The organism is [Micrococcus luteus] ATCC 49442 (genome assembly GCF_010367585.1).
Lineage (GTDB): Bacteria > Actinomycetota > Actinomycetes > Actinomycetales > Micrococcaceae > Arthrobacter > Arthrobacter luteus_A.
Genome location: NZ_JAAAXP010000001.1, coordinates 1,091,715 through 1,107,619, shown reverse-complemented (window position 1 = coordinate 1,107,619; position 15,905 = coordinate 1,091,715). Strand labels below are relative to the sequence as shown.

Annotated in this window: 13 protein-coding genes and 3 pseudogenes; 7 read left to right on the top strand and 9 right to left on the bottom strand. The window is 62.8% G+C overall.

Features of this window, described 5'->3' with window-relative positions:
- Positions 1-163: 163 nt before the first annotated feature.
- The 6 genes and pseudogenes from GUV69_RS05155 to GUV69_RS05130 form a co-directional block, all read right to left on the bottom strand.
- Positions 164-460 (bottom strand): CDGSH iron-sulfur domain-containing protein, encoded by a 297-nt coding sequence (locus GUV69_RS05155; protein ID WP_164200340.1) that lies wholly within the window; start codon positions 458-460, stop codon positions 164-166.
- 28 nt (positions 461-488) lie between these two features.
- Entirely contained in the window at positions 489-1,490 is a 1,002-nt protein-coding gene (locus tag GUV69_RS05150; RefSeq protein ID WP_164200338.1) for a glycosyltransferase family 2 protein, read from the bottom strand.
- Positions 1,487-2,545: pseudogene (locus GUV69_RS05145) on the bottom strand (iron-containing redox enzyme family protein). The gene GUV69_RS05150 and the pseudogene GUV69_RS05145 overlap by 4 nt, the downstream one beginning before the upstream one ends.
- Before the next feature lie 120 nt (positions 2,546-2,665).
- Entirely contained in the window at positions 2,666-2,818 is a 153-nt protein-coding gene (locus tag GUV69_RS05140) for a hypothetical protein (RefSeq protein WP_164198699.1), read from the bottom strand.
- The gene (locus GUV69_RS05135) at positions 2,815-3,294 is read right to left on the bottom strand and encodes a hypothetical protein (protein WP_164200336.1); all 480 of its coding nucleotides are present in this window, start codon (positions 3,292-3,294) and stop codon (positions 2,815-2,817) included. The genes GUV69_RS05140 and GUV69_RS05135 overlap by 4 nt, the downstream gene beginning before the upstream one ends.
- Before the next feature lie 3 nt (positions 3,295-3,297).
- Positions 3,298-3,552 carry a hypothetical protein gene (locus GUV69_RS05130; RefSeq protein WP_164200334.1) on the bottom strand — a complete coding sequence of 85 codons (255 nt, stop codon included), beginning with the start codon at positions 3,550-3,552 and terminating at the stop codon, positions 3,298-3,300.
- Positions 3,553-4,078: 526 nt separating this feature from the next.
- Between GUV69_RS05130 and GUV69_RS05125 the strand changes: the two genes are divergently transcribed.
- The 3 genes and pseudogenes from GUV69_RS05125 (at position 4,079) to GUV69_RS05120 (ending at position 6,143) form a co-directional block, all read left to right on the top strand.
- Positions 4,079-4,735, top strand: coding sequence for a TetR/AcrR family transcriptional regulator C-terminal domain-containing protein (locus tag GUV69_RS05125; RefSeq protein WP_244292625.1), 657 nt, complete (start codon positions 4,079-4,081; stop codon positions 4,733-4,735).
- Positions 4,736-5,302: 567 nt separating this feature from the next.
- Positions 5,303-5,481, top strand: a pseudogene (locus GUV69_RS23135) (DUF4193 domain-containing protein); the annotation flags it as partial.
- A 203-nt stretch (positions 5,482-5,684) separates the two neighbouring features.
- Positions 5,685-6,143 (top strand): PRC-barrel domain-containing protein, encoded by a 459-nt coding sequence (locus GUV69_RS05120; protein ID WP_164200330.1) that lies wholly within the window; start codon positions 5,685-5,687, stop codon positions 6,141-6,143.
- 124 nt (positions 6,144-6,267) lie between these two features.
- Here GUV69_RS05120 and GUV69_RS05115 read toward each other — a convergent pair.
- The 3 genes and pseudogenes from GUV69_RS05115 to GUV69_RS05105 all read right to left on the bottom strand — a co-directional run bounded on the left by GUV69_RS05115 (position 6,268) and on the right by GUV69_RS05105 (position 10,550).
- Positions 6,268-7,528, bottom strand: a pseudogene (locus GUV69_RS05115) (ISL3 family transposase).
- 517 nt (positions 7,529-8,045) lie between these two features.
- A complete protein-coding gene (locus tag GUV69_RS05110) occupies positions 8,046-8,846 on the bottom strand; it encodes a hypothetical protein (protein ID WP_164200328.1) in 801 nt (266 codons plus the stop codon).
- 843 nt (positions 8,847-9,689) lie between these two features.
- Positions 9,690-10,550 (bottom strand): GntR family transcriptional regulator, encoded by an 861-nt coding sequence (locus GUV69_RS05105; protein WP_244292624.1) that lies wholly within the window; start codon positions 10,548-10,550, stop codon positions 9,690-9,692.
- A 150-nt stretch (positions 10,551-10,700) separates the two neighbouring features.
- On the opposite strand from GUV69_RS05105, the gene GUV69_RS05100 reads away from it, so the two are divergent.
- Genes GUV69_RS05100 through GUV69_RS05085 form a run of 4 tightly spaced genes read left to right on the top strand, consistent with a single transcriptional unit; the run spans position 10,701 to position 15,411 of the window.
- Entirely contained in the window at positions 10,701-11,711 is a 1,011-nt protein-coding gene (locus tag GUV69_RS05100; protein ID WP_164200326.1) for a 2-keto-3-deoxygluconate permease, read from the top strand.
- A gap of 38 nt (positions 11,712-11,749) precedes the next feature.
- Complete coding sequence (locus GUV69_RS05095) at positions 11,750-13,015, top strand: RuBisCO large subunit C-terminal-like domain-containing protein (RefSeq protein WP_164206242.1); 1,266 nt, start codon at positions 11,750-11,752, stop codon at positions 13,013-13,015.
- 1 nt (position 13,016) lies between these two features.
- A complete protein-coding gene (locus GUV69_RS05090) occupies positions 13,017-14,315 on the top strand; it encodes a four-carbon acid sugar kinase family protein (RefSeq protein ID WP_164200324.1) in 1,299 nt (432 codons plus the stop codon).
- Between the two features lie 52 nt (positions 14,316-14,367).
- Positions 14,368-15,411: an alcohol dehydrogenase catalytic domain-containing protein gene (locus GUV69_RS05085; protein WP_164200322.1), complete on the top strand. Its 1,044-nt coding sequence runs from the start codon at positions 14,368-14,370 to the stop codon at positions 15,409-15,411.
- The last annotated feature ends 494 nt before the right edge of the window (positions 15,412-15,905 follow it).

The window sequence follows — 15,905 nt, the reverse complement described above, 5'->3', positions numbered from 1 at the left end:
GTGCTCGTGTTCCCGAAGGAAACCGGGAAGACCTCCATCCCGTTCGGGTTGCTGCCGGGCCACCCGGGCCATAACAGCGGGCGGCTCGTTACTGGCGTAGAGACTCGACTCGGGCAGCACCAACAACTCCGCGCCTCCGCGGGCGGCGGTGACATTGGCCTGCTTACACTTGGCGTCCGCCGTCCGCCGATTCTCTTGGGCTGGGTCGCTTCCCTGTTATTGATGCGTCCTCCGGAGCGGCCGGGGATTCTGTGTGGAACTTGGTGAGTTTGTGGGTGCCGTCGCAGTAGGGTTTGATCGCTGAGGCGCCGCAGCGGCATAGGGCTACGGTCTGCCGTTGACGGGGCACTCGTTCCCCGGATGGTGTGACGATGTCGAAGTCGCCTCTGACGAGGAGAGGGCCGTCCGGGCAGAGGACGATGGAGCCGTTGCGGGGGGTTGGTTGCTGGTCCTGGGTCATGGGTGCTCCTGATCGGGTTGGCTGCGGATTAAGGGGCAGGGTGAGGGGGGATCTTGCCGCTGTGTCGGATCCGCAGTTCCGCGGTGGAATGGGCGGCCGTTTTGAGTCTGGCCCCTGCGTAGGGGACGCCTCCTCCGATCCGCAGCGCCAGCGCTATCCAGATGCAGACGGCGCGTTCGGCGACCCAGAGGGGGGCGAAAAGGACGGTCCGGGCGGGAAACACGCGGCGGCCTTGGTGGCGTCTGCGCCCGGTTTCGGCCAGGGCCACGGCTGCGGCGGCGGCTGCCAGGATAGCGGGGACAGCCCGACGGGGTGGTTGGGCAAGGACGCTGGCCAGCAGGGGAAGCAGTGCCAGTTCGGCCCAGAGGCGGCCCGGTTGGGCGAAGCCATCGTAGGCGTGCCGGATCCTCTGCCTGAGGAAATGCCGGGACGTGGGCGGCCGGCGGGCGATGAAGAGTGCCGGCATCCGTTGTTCGTATCCGCCGGCTGCGGTCACGGTCCGGATCAGTTCGAGGTTTTCGAACAGGACGGCGTCGTATCCGCCGGTAGCAGCCAGGGCGTCCCGCCGTACTGCCAGGGTCCCGGGAAAGTCGTCGGCGAAGGCGCGGTTCATCAGCGACCGTGCGGTGTCCCAGCATGCGTGCCAGGGCAGGGGGCTGAAGTAATTTTGCGGCCGCACCACATGAGCATGGTCAAGGCCATCGATCACAGCCCTGAGCCCCTCGCGGGTGTAGCGGACGTCGTCGTCGGCGATCACGAGTCTCTCCGCGCTGCTGAGGCTCACGGCGGTGAGGACTGCGGTGACTTTGCCGTTTCCTCTTGGGCCTGGCCGCGGCCGGATATGGCGGACGGAGGCGGGGAATCGGGCGCGGTGGCGGTCGAAAAGATTCGGGGTCGACCCGTCGACGACGGTCACCGGGATCCACGAGGATAGTTGCTCAAGGTACGTCGTTATGTCTTCCAGGCTCGAGTCCTCCGACCAGCGCAGCGGGAGGATGTACTCGGCCTGCGCGGGTTCTGTGGGGGTCACAGGAGGGCGGCCGGGGCTGCGGGGCGCAGGGAGGATCTGTCGTTGTCCCAGGCGTTCATGAGCAGCGTGGAGAGCCGTGCGTCGACCGCAAGGACGGCCGTGGCGCCGAAGAGGACGTCGGCCAGGAGGTCCGGTTCTGCCTCGACCAGGCCGCCGGCGAGGTCCCGTCCCGCTATTTGTTCGTGGACCGCGTCTGCTTCAACGTGTTCGTCGAAGTACCAGGTCACGTCTGGACCGAATCCATGGCGCCGGAACCCTTGGCTGTAGAGCTGGTTGGGGCGGGAGGACGTCATTTCGTAGATTGCCAGATGCCCGGCGATGGCTCCGCGGAGTCTGCGGTTGAGGCCGAACAGGGACATCAGGTTCACTGAGGCCAGGGAGATCGCGGGGACAGCGTCGACGTAGGCGCCGAAGTGGTCCTCGAGGCCCAGCCCCTGCATGGTCCGGGCGAAGAGGGTGCTGTGCATCCGGTCAGGGCGGCCGCCGCCGTACTCGTCTGCCTGGATTTCCACGAGAGCGGCCTTGGGCCGCCCGGTCAGGCGGGGAATGGCCCAGGTGTGTGGGTCGGCTTCCTTGAGCTGGTACATCGACTTGTGGATCAGGAACTCGCGGAGCTGTTCAAGGGTGGCCTTCTTGGCAACGTGACGGGACACGCTGGGCCCGGTGTCCTGGGCGGCGAGTTCGAACAGGATAGCCGCGACGTCGTCGCTGCTCAGCGTGTCCGCCGGAGGCTGACTGCTGGGGATGGCGCATTCGCGGGCTGCCGAGCGCAGGGCCTTTTCGAATGGCGCTTCCAGGAGTTGGCGGACCCTTATCAGGTCAGGATGCCACTCCCAGTGGTCATCCACTCCGTCCAGGCCACCGTAGTGAAGCTCGTAGAGACAGAACATGGCCAGCTGAAGGTCCTCGTCCTCGATGATGTCGCCGTCGGAGGGCAGCTGCGTCCCGACCAGCTCATGGAGCCGTGCCTACGCGGCAGGGTCCTCTCCGGGCTGGCCGGAAAGGAGGTTCAGCAGCCCGGCGCTGACCGGTCCACGCGGTTCAGGGATCTTCATTGTTCTCCTATGGTTACCTCAGCTGCGGTGGCTGCAGGTGGTGAGTGGTGCGGGCTCGGGCCCTTGCCGGGTTCCCATGCAGTTGGGGGACGGCATGGGAGTCCCGGTTTGTGTGGCTGGTCAGCTGTTGCCCGGATGAACCAGGTTGTCGGGATCTTCCTGGTTCGCGGGCGCGTCGGCGAGCCCCTGCGGGGACAGGTCCAGGTCTTCCACGCGGGGCGGCGTAGGGCGGGCGGCTGTGGGCGGTTCGGTGGGCGCGCTGTCGGTGGTCATGGGTCAGTCTTTCGTTTGGACTGGGCCGGGGTGGCTTGGGTGCTTGGGGAAGTGCGGGGTGCTTCCATTTGGAAGCCGCAGTGGCAGCGCAGCACCCGGGTCCGGAGGTAGGCCCCGAGGTAGTCCCCGGGCCGGGGGTCGGTCGAAGCGTGTGTGCGGGAGCTCCACAGGTCCGGATCCAGCAGTGACATCGGTTCCCCGCAGTGGATGTACTGGGCGCCTATGTGCACGACGTCGTCGCCAGGGGTCGCCCTGGCCAGGACTGCAGCGACCAGGCGCGCGGTAGTGGACAGGACGCGGCAGCCCTTGCATTTGGTGCAATGGAAGGCCACGTTGAGGGTTCCCCTCGGATGGTCCGCGACGGTGATGGAGTCCACCACGAGGTGCAGGTCGGTATCGCAGGCCAGGCACCAGGGCTGCTCTCCCCGGGGCTGCCGGGCTCCGTGGGGGAGGTGGGTGTGGGCGATTGTGCTCATTGCTCAGACCAGCCCTGGGTAGCTGGCCAGGATGTAGTCGGCCGCGGCCGGGCCCTTCATGCGGAGGCCGTTGTGTCCGGGGTGAATGTGCTTTTTCTTCATGGCTGCCCAGAAGGTGACCTCGGTGCCCGGCTCCAGGTGATGCAGGAGGCACCAGCTGGTGTATAAACCGTAGAGGCAGTCCCGGCCCAGTGTTGAGTCGGTGTGGTCGTTGATGGTTGCTTCGGTGAGGAACACGTCGTATTGCGAAGGTGCCATGATTGGCTCTTTCCGCGGGGTGCGTTCGGTACCGCCGTGAGGCTACAGCGGCTGGCGCTTCAGGACCTGCACGGGGTACTGAAGCGGGTCCCCCGGATACCGCAGCTCTGCGGTGGGGTTGGGGCTGAACAGTGGGTCCTTTCGGGCGGCGTAACTGGCCGTAGGACCGGTCCTTCAGATCCGGCAGCGGGCTGACCCGCCGCTGTGAGTAAGCGGCGATGTTGGGGGTCTGAGGGAGGGTGTAAGCGGTACTCTTCTGCGTGGTTTCAACGTGAGGGCGGCGGATACAAAGACATTGTTCTCCTGGGTGAGGTGAGCGGCCGGGATGGCTGTGCCGCTTAAGTCCCGCTGCTGAGACTCGTGAAAGCAGATGCTCTACGGTGTAGAGTTTACGCGTAGACTGCGCCGTAAGCAAGCATGCTTCCTTTTTACCCGGTCAGTCGGTCCAAGGAGGGAGTCCGTGGTGCCTGTACATGATCAGGAGCCCGCTGTGTCCGGGAAAAAGAAGCGGCTGAGCCGGGAGCGGGTGCTCGCCGCTGCCCTGGAACTGGTGGATGCTGAAGGGCTTGAGGCGTTGACCATGCGCCGGCTGGGGCAGGAATTGGGCCGTGACCCGATGGGCCTTTACCGCTACGCGGAAAACCGGGCCGCCTTGTTGGATGGAGTGTCAGAGCTTGTCCTGAACGAGCTGGCCATCATTCCCGACGACCCGGATTGGCAGGCGCAGCTCCGGCGCATTGCCCATGATTTGCGGCTGCTGGCTCTCCGTCATCCAAATGTCGTGCCGTTATTGGTCACCCGGCCGCTGTCCACGCCCCTGGGGCTGCGTCCGCTGGGGACTTTGCGTCCGCTGGAGCAGATCCTGTCGTTGCTGATCGAAGCCGGGTTCGCTCCCGGTGATGCGCTCCATGTCTACCGGGCCTATTACGGGTTCCTGTACGGGCACATCCTCAATGAGCTGCAGGAGTTCGTTGTCGATCCGGAAGAAAACGAGGCCCTGCTCCGGCTTGGCCTGCATCGTTTGCCGCCGCGGGACTTTCCCCGCCTCCGCAAGCTGGCCCCTCTTTTGTCAGACTACGACGGCGAGGCCGAACTCGATGAGGGTTTGAGTATCCTGCTTTCCGGTCTTGCAGCGCGACTCTCGTTGACGGAGGACGAGCCTCCGGCTGATCAGAAATCCTGACCTGCCAGCTTTGGGGAGGCCAAGAATCATGCGGCGACTAAGAGAGAACCACCAAACGCTTTTTCCCGTGGCACGTGGCACCAGCGTCTCAATTTATGGGGATGGGAACAAATCAGGGCTGCAGCCTGATCAGGTCCGTCATAATATTCTATTTCTCATGGGGTGGCTCGCTGGATATTACGCCTCAATAGGAGTGAATTGTCCTTTTAGTAGCGATAGCAATCGTCACTCGCCCGCGAAGGTTAGCAAGACGATATCCGTCAGCCACTCCCATAGGGGCCTAAGGCAGATTCCCGCTTGCTGGTCACGTTCCTGAGAGCGACCAGGCGGGCGAGAGCTACTTCATAAACCTTCGATGGTTGCGGACGCCATCATTTCGGCACTTGCCCCGTGCAGGGGAGCGGCAAACACTCCGACTTTGGTGCGCATTCAGGGGATACGCCGACGCCGTCCCCTTCATCGGATGGCCCTACTCTTCCTATTCCCGAACGCGGGAACAACGGCTCATCGGTGTACGTCTTCAGCGTCGTCAGAACTACAGCTAACGTCAGAATGAGAATCACCCAAGTGGCAACCGATTGCGATGAAGTCCGCTCCGATGTCAAGGAATCTCAGGACCTTTCCTTGGAGGCCTAGCAGTCTGCCAGTGTCCGGATGCCCGCAGCGTCGTGAATGAACTGGACGCAGCGGGTGCACTCGAAGAGGGCCTCACCCCCGGGGGAGAGATCGTCGCGGACGAGTTCTTACCTTCCGGTCCAGAGACGGGGCCTACGAACTTGCTAATACTAGATAGCCTTGCTTTAAATGCTAAGCATGCTTATCGTATTAGGGCAGTTGCAGCGGAACCTCAAGCAGTGGGGAATGCCACCTGCCGAGGCTGATGAATCGCCGTCGGACGGGTGGATCTACCGCAAGCCCAGTGCGAAGAAAACCATCCAAGGGAGAACTCATGCTCACGAGGGAAGACATCGAAAGCCTGTTCAGCAAGGGCGGAAACGTCATCGGAGCCGATGGCGAGAAAATCGGCTCGGCCGGCCAGCTCTACGCCGACGACGACACCGGCGAGCCCACGTGGGTCACAGTCAAGACGGGACTGTTTGGCACGTCCCAGTCCTTCGTTCCGGTTGAGGGTGCCCGGGCAGAAGGTGATGACCTGGTTGTCCCGTATACAAAGGACCATGTCAAGGACGCCCCGCGCGTGGAGACAGACGGTCATCTGGAGCCGGCCGAGGAGGACCGTCTTTACGCCCACTACGAACGGGGTGCAAGCGCTTACTCCGAAACACGCTCCGGCCCTGACAGGGATATTGATGCTGACAGGGACGTCCGCCATGCCAACCATCGACGTCAGCATCGCCCTGCTTGGCATAAATTTCTTGCGCCTTTTGCTTGTTGTACAGGCCAATAATCTTGGCTGGCAGGTCTTTCACATCTGCGGTCGCCCCCCACGACTTCAATCGCGGCATCTGCATCGATTTTGTAGATCGGTGGAGTTATACCGGCTCTTCCACTTTTAGCGTGGCGGCAGGTGTTCAGCATGCTTGTTGGGCTGCTGTGTACAACAATAACCGGAGCCTGTAATGGTCATGGTTCCGATATCCGCGTGCCGCGCGTTTGAGGTTTTTCGCGCTGAGGTTCGCCGCCTCGCTGCGGGCGTTTGTGACCCGTGTCCGGCAGAACGTGAGCAGCTCTCTCCGCCACATCCGCAGGGTCAGAAACAGTGATTTGGCCTCCCGCATCCTGGTTGCTTTCACGGCGTATTCGAGTTCGGCCCAGGCGCGGTGGAACGCGTCGATGTGATCGGTCTTTAGCAGTTGGCGGAGTGTTCTTTGATGCCCCAGACGACGCCGAGCTCGATGTCGGAGGCGAAGATTTCCTGCATCCGTCCGCGCTGGGCGCCGGACATATTTTCCTGATTGCACGTCAGCAGCTTCCGGTATTTCCATGCCGGATCCGTGGCCCGGCCGCGCCTGGCATGCAGGTCGTGGGCACGGCGCCGCCGGACCTCGGTGACCATCTGATTCGCCCGGGCCACCACATGCCAGTGATCGACGGTGATTGCTGCCTTGGGCAGGGCCTTGCGGACGGCCCGGCGGAACTCGGTGGACATATCCATGCCACCAGTTCGACCCTGTTCCGCCACCACCGGGGCCGGGCCCCGATCCAGTCCCGCACCGCCTGGCCGCGACGGCCATCCACGATATCGAGGATGGCCCCGGTATCCAGATCGGTGAACACGATCGACCAGGGCTCGACCCGGGTGACCTTGCCGGCCTCATCCTTCAGATACCTGACCTGCCGGAAGCGGTGTTCATCCACGCCCAGCCGGCGGACGAGTCTTCGGTCCACGCCCCCGTCCAGACGGCGTGTCATGACCGTTGCCCATGACACGCCGGCGGCTGCAGCGACCCGGGAGACGGCACGCAGCTCTGTGGACAGCCCGGTGACAATGCCAGCCACCAGCCTGCTGGTCAGCCGGGACCGCAACGGAATTTCATCTGTGGTCTGCACGAACGACCGCCGCGGACACTCTGGTTCCAAACAGGCCAGCCGCCGCTTCCGGACCCGGACTTCCAGCGGCGCCCCGCCGCACTGGACATCCCGGACGCGATGAATCGGGCGGGCCTGGACCCGGGACGACAGCACACCGCAGTCCGGGCAGGCGCCTTCGCGTTCGACGGGTTCGACCAGCACCGCCCGGGTGTCGCCGGCATGCTCGGCGGAGAGCACAACATGGCCCTCCAAATTGAACAGAATCGACGCGGCATCGCGCGTCTGCGTAATCTGTAACAAGGCTCGTAGTCCTCAGCAGTAGATGTCTCGACAACACCTATGCTCGCAGGGCTACGAGCCCCTTCATTTGAAGGACACCACGCTAAAAGTTGATGACCCGCTTTTGGTCGCCATGGCTAACTCCGGCCGGTACGACATCTCGACCATTGCGTTAACCCTTGGGCACCAGATGGACAGACGAGCCACAGGTGCCGCAGCGCTCGAGCACTACTCGGCTACATCCCTCCCATGAGGCCTAGCTAAGCTGAAAGAGCCTCTCCCCCAGCTAACTTTCGTTCGCCGATAATGGACCTTTAGTCAAGCTACGGCTGCGTCGGTCATAGCCCAATGACGGCGCGGGCAGGTGAGTGGTCGTAATCCAGCCTTGGCGGGGCGCAGGTACTGGTAGGCGTTTTCCTACTGATCCCGTAGTCGCGGACAAGAAGCGCTTTCGATACCGCCAATAGTAACCGGGTTGGGCTGCAACGTCGGCTATTGGTCCATCCAACTTGGAGCCCGGGAAGAATCACGCCTGTAATTAATGACTTCCGACTTTTGGCAGTGTAAGCGGGACAAGAAGGGCTCTCTGCAATGTTGCAAGTATTTGATCGATATACGCGGAGACACCCGCGGTAAAGTTACCGCTCGGGCTCCCTGCGACAAACTTGTTCAAAAATTCTAGCGAGGAGAGTGAGACCGAGTCGCGATCATCAAAGATATGCAGGTTTTTTTCAAACTCCTTGAAAATTCGATTTAAGTACGATTCAACCTCCCGATAGGCATATTCAAGATCGATGGGCTTCTGAGGCATATTGCCATCCTTCAAACCCGCGCTAAGCCGCTCGTCGTTGAGCATCGGCACGGTCTTCTTCAAGTGCTCAAATGTAAGTTGATAATTATTCAATTCAAGCAGATGTCCCTTATATACTTCTTTGGAGATAAATTTCCGATCTGCGGCGCCCGTCTCAGCCTTCAAGACCCGCCGTACGCGCTTCACACCGTTGTAGGTTTTAAGCGTTTCATTTAATATATTGCGTAGCGCAGCGTCCTGTCTCTCCCTTTTATCACGAAGATTCTCGGTTTCTCTACTGAAGTTCTCACGTCTAGTTGTCCATTCTTGCTGGAAAAGGAATGTTGACAACGCAACCAGGGCACCGAATAGAATCACGCCGGCAATTTGGAGAAACGTTTTTGCGGCTTCAAATTCAAGGGTATTTGCTTCGACGCGCGGATCACGGAAGAAGAATAGGGTAAAGAACAGTACGATTGTAATGATAAAGCTAGATACTAACCCCACTATTACTAAAACAAGAGTTCTACTACTTCCGATATTTCCCATTTAGGTCGCACAGCATCCTTTCCTTTGCGGCGTCAAACTCATGAGGGTTACCCATTAGTACTGGCAAGGCTTCGGCATGGCGAGGTACATCTGGGACTGGCGGGTTGCATTAGCTGTGTCGGCCAGACTATGCGTGGCGCGTTACGCCTGCGTTATTGTCCAGCGCTTACGGAAAAGGATCAGCGGGTATAGGCACGAGACGCTCCCACCGCGACGGACCGGTCAAACTGCTGAACAGCCATGGGCCACGCCCTTGCCCGAGTTGTAGACCGCCGATAACGGATATTCGGCCAAGTAGCCATCGGCCTATGTCCGAGGAGCAAAAAACGTAGGAGGGTCCGCTACACGCCGCACACGTCACGGTTTCTCGGAGATCGCCTCGCCGTAGAGCAGCGTTGGACGGGGGTGGCGCGCAGCGCGCGGCAACTTGCGGGCGTCGGTCTGCCGTCCGTCCTCATTTGCCACGCAAATTCGATGCAACGATCTGCATTGGCGTCAGAATAGCGGCGAATTTCCGTTTTATTGACAGTGGCGCATGGTGTTCTCACATTCCACCCTGACAGTCGGAGGAGCCGGAACCGCGGTGCGGTAGCCCGAGAATCATCGAAATAGTCCGAAAAATCGGGGCTTGATGGGCATCGGTTGGGGCTGGGGCTGGCGGATGTCCACTCTTGCGGGTCGGCAGGTGTCTGAGAACAAGAGCGGAGCTCCACCGATAGGCGAATCGTCCCTGGCCGGGCGCGCCGACGTCAGGTTGGGGTGTACCCCTACTTGGACGAGAAGCCGTCCGCACAAAGCTAACTCTTAATGCTGCGGCATCCTCCCAACAAGGGGTAATTCAGTTCAGCCAGTGCTTGAGTCCAGGGCTGCCAGTTCTGTTTCGATTTGTTGGGCCAGTGACCGGAGCCGCCGGACGTGTTCCTGCGAGATAGGCGTTGGCTGCGATGTCACTTGTGCGTCGACGTCGAAGACTGTGTTGGGGCTGTGCCAGACATTGAACCATTCCAAGCCGTGGCCGAGCGCGTCACGGGTCACTCCTTGCAGCAGAAGCAGGGGTTCACGGGTACTGGTATGGAGTTTGTGAGCCAGGTCAGCATCTGCAGCCACGGCCTGGACCTGTCTGGGTCCGCCTGCCGGATGGTAGCCGTGCTCCCGCATGAGGCCGAGCAGTGAGGCGTCTTCCAACAGTTCCTTGGTGAAGTGCGGGAAGAGGTCACGTGGCACCCAGGTGCGCATGAAGGCTACCGGGACCTCTTCCAGGTAGCGGATCCGTTCGATCTTCCATGTGTTGGTGGTGTTGAGTGCCTCTATAGCCGGCTCGGGCGGGGCTGCGTGTTCGACGGCGATGACGTGGGTTCGCAGGCGCTGGCCGTGCGCGGCGGCCTGTTCGTCCAGCCCGCCGGCGCGCTGGATATGCCTGCGGAGGACCGGTGCGGCGGCCACAACACTACCGCGGCCGCGCTGGCGGCGGATCAGCCCGAGGTCGGACAGCCCAGACAATGCCTGGCGCACCACGCTGCGGGAGACACCGAACTGTTTTTGGAGTTCCTCTTCGGTCGGAAGGGGGGAGCCGGGGAGCAAGGGCCGTTCGAGGATCTGCCGGTGCAGGATGTCCCGGATCTGCGCGTGAAGGGGCGGGCCCTCCTCCCGGTTCAGGCCGTTGGCCCGTTCACGGGGCTCTGCCCCTGCTGGTTGCACAGTCACTCTGACTCCTTTGCCGCTTGAGCACATCTTAGCCTGCAGGTGTGGCGTCTCCTGCTTGACGGGTGATCCAAACCACAGGTAATGTACGTACTAATTGTACGGACTTGATCCGGCGACTGGAACATACAATGACGTAGAAAGGTCGAGTAAATGACGCAGCTGCACTTGAGGGGCGGGCGTTCACGCCTCCCAATGTTTGCCTTCCTCCAAAAGGTCCCCGCAGGCATGATGCTGATCCCGCTGATGCTCGGGGTGCTGATGAACACCTTCGCACCCGAGGCCTTGAAAATCGGCGGCTTCACCACCGCGCTCTTTAAGGAGGGGGCCCTGACGCTGATCGCGGTGCTGATCCTCGCCACCGGCGCGCAGATCACCGGCAGCCACAGCGGCAAGGCTGCCGCCTCCACCACCACCGTTGTCCTGGTCTGCAAAACCCTGATCCCGGCCACGATCGCGGTGATCCTGGGCCTGATGGTCGGCATCGACGGCATCGCAGGGGTATCGATCCTGGCGATGCTGGCAATCTTCGGAAACAGCAACGGCGCCCTCTGGCTGGCGTTCGCCGGCCAGTACGGCGACGAGCGGGACACCGGCGCCTACGTCGCCAGCGCCTTTGATGACGGACCATTCCTGGCACTGATCTTCCTGGGCGCCTCCGGGCTGGGCGACATCCCGATCCTCGCCTTCGCCGCGGCACTGATTCCGTTCATCATCGGCCTCATCATCGGGGCAGTGGACCGGGAATGGACGAAGGCCCTTGACCATGTCCCGAACATCGTCATCCCGTTCATGTCCTTCGCCGTTGGCACCGGCATCAACCTGAAGACCGTGCTCACCGGCGGATTCGCCGGAATCTTCCTCGGCCTTATAGTAGTCATCTTCACTGGAGGCCTCACCTACCTGGGATACCGGTTCATCCTCAAGCGCGGCTTCAAGAGCGGCATCGGGTTCGCCGCCGGCACCACAGCCGGCAACGCCGTAGCGGTACCCGCGGTAGTCGCCGTCGCCGACCCCCGATTCGAACCTTACGTCGCCTCCGCCTCAGCCCAGGCCGCCACAGCCGTCCTTGTGACAGCGCTACTCGCGCCGATCGTCGCTTCCTGGGCACTGAAGCGGGCCGGAGGCCTTCAGCCGGCCGATCCGGTCCCCACCGTAGTCTGAGCCAGCCCCTTGACATCCCCTTCATGGACGGAGAAACCATGCGCGATCCGCGCTCGGTGCGTTGCACCTACTACCTAGAGTCCGAGATTGACCCTGAAAAGGCCGCAGCCATCATGGCGGGCGAGCAGTCCAGCGGCACGTTCCTGCCGGTACCCGGCGAGTCCGCACGCATCCGGGAGCGGCACGCCGCACGCATCTCGAATGTTCAGGAGCTGGGCTTTTGCCGGCCCTCCCTGCCCTCACGTTCGACTCCTGAAAAGGTCCGGGCGGCACTTGTCACCGTCGATTTCCCCATGGAGAACGTCGGCACGGACCTGGCTACCCTGCAGACCGCCATTGCCGGCAACCTCTTCGAACTGGGTGATCTTTATGCCTGCCGCCTGCAGGACATGGCCCTGCCGGAGGACTTCGTCGCAGCCCACCCCGGCCCGGCATTCGGTATCGAGGGGACGCGCAAATTCATCAGCGACGTTCAGGGCGTCATGGTCGGCACCATCGTCAAGCCCAACGTCGGACTTTCGGAAGAGGAATTCCGGCTGGTCGTGCGGGACCTGGCGATGGCCTCTATCGACCTGATCAAGGACGATGAACTGATGACCGACCCCGCTTACCTGCCATTGGAGCGCAGGGTCGCGGTCGCCACCGAAGAAATCCGCGCGGCCGAGCAGGTCACCGGTCACTCCACCATGTACGCCTTCAACATCACGGGCGACCTCGCCGGACTGCAGAAACGCCACGACCTGGTCGTTGAAGCCGGCGGCCGCTGCGTGATGCTGAACATCCCGGTCATGGGCCTGCCCGCCCTGGCCATGCTGCGCAGCTTCGCCGAGGTACCGATCCACGGCCACCGTGCAGGCCTCGCCGCCTCCATGCGGTCCAAAGCACTGGGCATGGACTACCGGGTCTGGCAGCAGATGGCCCGCCTCGCCGGCGCCGACCACCTGCACGCCAGCGGACTCGGCAGCAAGTTCTACGAACTCGACGAAGAAGTCGCCGCGAACATCCGCAGCCTCCTCGAACCCCTCGGACAGACCATCGCCCCGCTGCCCGTCCTGTCCTCAGGACAGAACGTCACCACCCCCGGACCCACCTTCGAAGCCGTTGGCTCCACAGACCTGATGATGCTCGCCGGCGGCGGCGTCGCAGCCCACCCGGACGGTCCCGGCGCCGGAGTGCGAAGCCTGCGCCAAGCCTGGGAAGCGGCCGTGGCCGGCGTGCCCCTCCAGTCGGCAGCGGAAAAGCAGTCCCAAACCGGGGACAATGCACTCCTTCACGCAGTCCAAACCTTCGGAAAAGGTGCCTGACATGCCCGCTTTCGGTTTCGTCGCAGACGACCTCACCGGAGCCGCCGACGTCCTTGCCCAGTCCCACCGCTACGGCCTGGAAGCAGCCCTGGTCATTGGCGACGCGCCCCTGCCCGCCGATGCTGACGTCGTCGGAATCGCCGGACCCTCCAGGTCCCTGGCCGGGGAAGCATTCGACAACCTGGTACGCCGGGATCTGGCCGGCATCGCACCACTGAACCTGGAGGTGCTGCTCTACAAGGTCTGCTCCACCTTCGACAGCTCCACTACTGTCGGCAGCATCGGCCGCGGCATCCAGCTTCTCCATGAGCAGTTCCCCCTCCACGGCCCCATCCCCGTGGTCCCGGCCCAGCCAGGGTTCGGGCGCTACACCGCCTTCAGCAACCACTACGCGACCCATGCCGGCCAGATTTACCGGTTGGACCGCCACCCCGTCATGTCCCGGCACCCGTCCACCCCCATGGCCGAAGCCGACCTGCGCCAGGTCCTCGCCGAACAACTAGGCAGCGCCCAGGAACCGGACGCGATCCATCTGCCCGCCTATGACAACGGCACCTTCAAGGACGCCTGGGCCGACCGGCGGCGGGACCTCGGCGCCCAGGCCTTCGTCGTCGATGCCGTGGACGAACACCACATGGACGCCGTCGCCGAAGCACTCACGCGGGAAGAGCACGGCCACGGGCCCTCCGTCGTCGTAGGATCAGGCGGCATCATGGCAGCACTGGCGCGTTCTGTCTCCGACCACGCCCCGCGCACACCCGGACCGCAGCGACCGTCGGGACCCGTGCTGGCCATCAGCGCCTCAGCGTCCAGCACCACAGCAGAGCAGATTAACGACGCCCTCACCCACGGTTGGGAGGACGTGCCCGTTCCTGCCGAGCTGCTGCAACGGCACGACCCGGCGGCCGTGGCAGCCATCGACGAGCAGGTCTCGGCTGCGCTACGGTCGGGCCGCAACGTCGTCGTCCACACCACCCGCGGCGCGGCAGATCCACGCTACGGAACCGGCACACCACTGGACGCCGGCTACCTCGGCGCACTGATCGGCGGCATCGCCGCCAGGATGGCCCTCGCCGGGCTCACCCGCGACATCGCAGTGTGTGGAGGCGACACCTCCAGCCATGCACTCATCGCCATGGGCGTGCGCGAACTGCGCGTGTCCGACCAGTTCGTCACCGCAGGGCCGATCCTGCAAGCCGACGGCGCCTCCGCCGTCGCCGGCTGCCGGCTCGTCCTCAAGGGCGGCCAGGTCGGCCCCACCAACATCCTGCGCCGCTTCGCCGGCCAAACCGCTGACTAACGCCCACAAGCAATTGCTCCACCATCACCAGAACCAACGAAAGGCGGCCCCCATGCGGGCAGTAGTCAAAAACGCGGCCGAGCGAGGCGTTAAGTACGTCACCGACGCCGGAGACCCCAAAGCCACAGAAGGGTCAGTCGTCATCCAGGTAGGCGCTGCATCCCTCTGCGGCACCGACCGGGAACTCTACGAATGGACCCCCTCCGCGCAGGCCTTCAACCTCAACCTCCCCGTCATCCTGGGCCACGAAGGCGCAGGCACCGTCGTCGAAGTCGGCGCCGGCGTTAACGGGCTCAGCGTGGGTGACCAGGTGGCCCTTGAAAGCCACCTGACCTGCGGGCAGTGCTTCCCCTGCCGCACAGGAGATGCACACACCTGCGAACGTACAGGCATCCTGGGCATGCATATCGACGGCGTCTTCGCCGAGTACGCCGCCGTTCCGCAGGACATCTGCGTCAAGCTCCCCACCGGATTGTCCCTTGAATCCGGCGCTCTGCTCGAAGCAGCCGGCGTCGCCGTCCACGCCATCCAGCGCGCCAATTACTCTGTTGCAGGACGGGCCGTGCTCGTCAGCGGCGCAGGACCGGTCGGCCTTGTGGTCGTGAACCTGGCACTGCTCATGGGCGCCTCCCATGTCATCGCCGTCGACCCCAACCCCTACCGGCGCGCACAAGCCGAAAAGCTTGGCGCTATCGCACTGCACCCCAGTGACGGCATCATCGAGCGCTGCCGCGAACTGACCGGCCGACGCGGCGGCTTTGACGTCGCCTTCGAATGCTCCGGTGCACCGGGAACCCTGACGACGCTCTTCGAGGCCGTCCGACGCGAAGCCACCGTCATCACCGTTGGTCACCCCAGCCGCCCGGCCGAGATCGACATCGCGGCCCACATCAACAAAAAGGGCATCACCCTGCGCGGCATCTTCGGGCGCCGCCTGTGGGAAACCTGGGAACAAAGCCTGCTGCTGCTGGACTCCGGAAAACTGGAACTCGACTGGCTCATCACGCACCGCAAGAAGCTCAGCCAAATCGACGAAGCCGTAGAGCTGCTCACCGGGGATGCGTGCAAAGTGCTGCTGATCCCGGGCCTCGGCTGATTGCAGCCCAACTGCGGAACTGCCTTGACAGACTTGTGCACCTGGGGCAGAACCAAAGGTGACCGAGCGGGGGTGTGCATCGTGATGCACACCCCCGCTTTTCTCTCCAATCCCAATCCTGCCAACGCCGCTCAAGCGATCACAGGGAATGCTGAAAGCTGCAAATCGGAAGGAACCACATGAACGGGGACACTAAAACGGCAAGCTTCATGCCGCTCGCGACCAACGCCTGTCCCCTTGACTATCACAATTGGGTCCATCTAAACCCGGGTGACAGAGTCATCCTCAAACCGTATGGGTTCGAACCAGAGCACGGCACCGTAGACATCGTCAGCGAGGATGCGACGTACTTCTGGGTCTGGATTGACGGCCAAAGCCGAATCCTGATCTTTCATGGTGACGGATCAATAATTCATAAAATCGTCTCCTGACCTGTCGAGAGCACTTTTTGGAAGTCGGGAAAATACCGTCATCCTGCCCCGGCCGGGCAACCA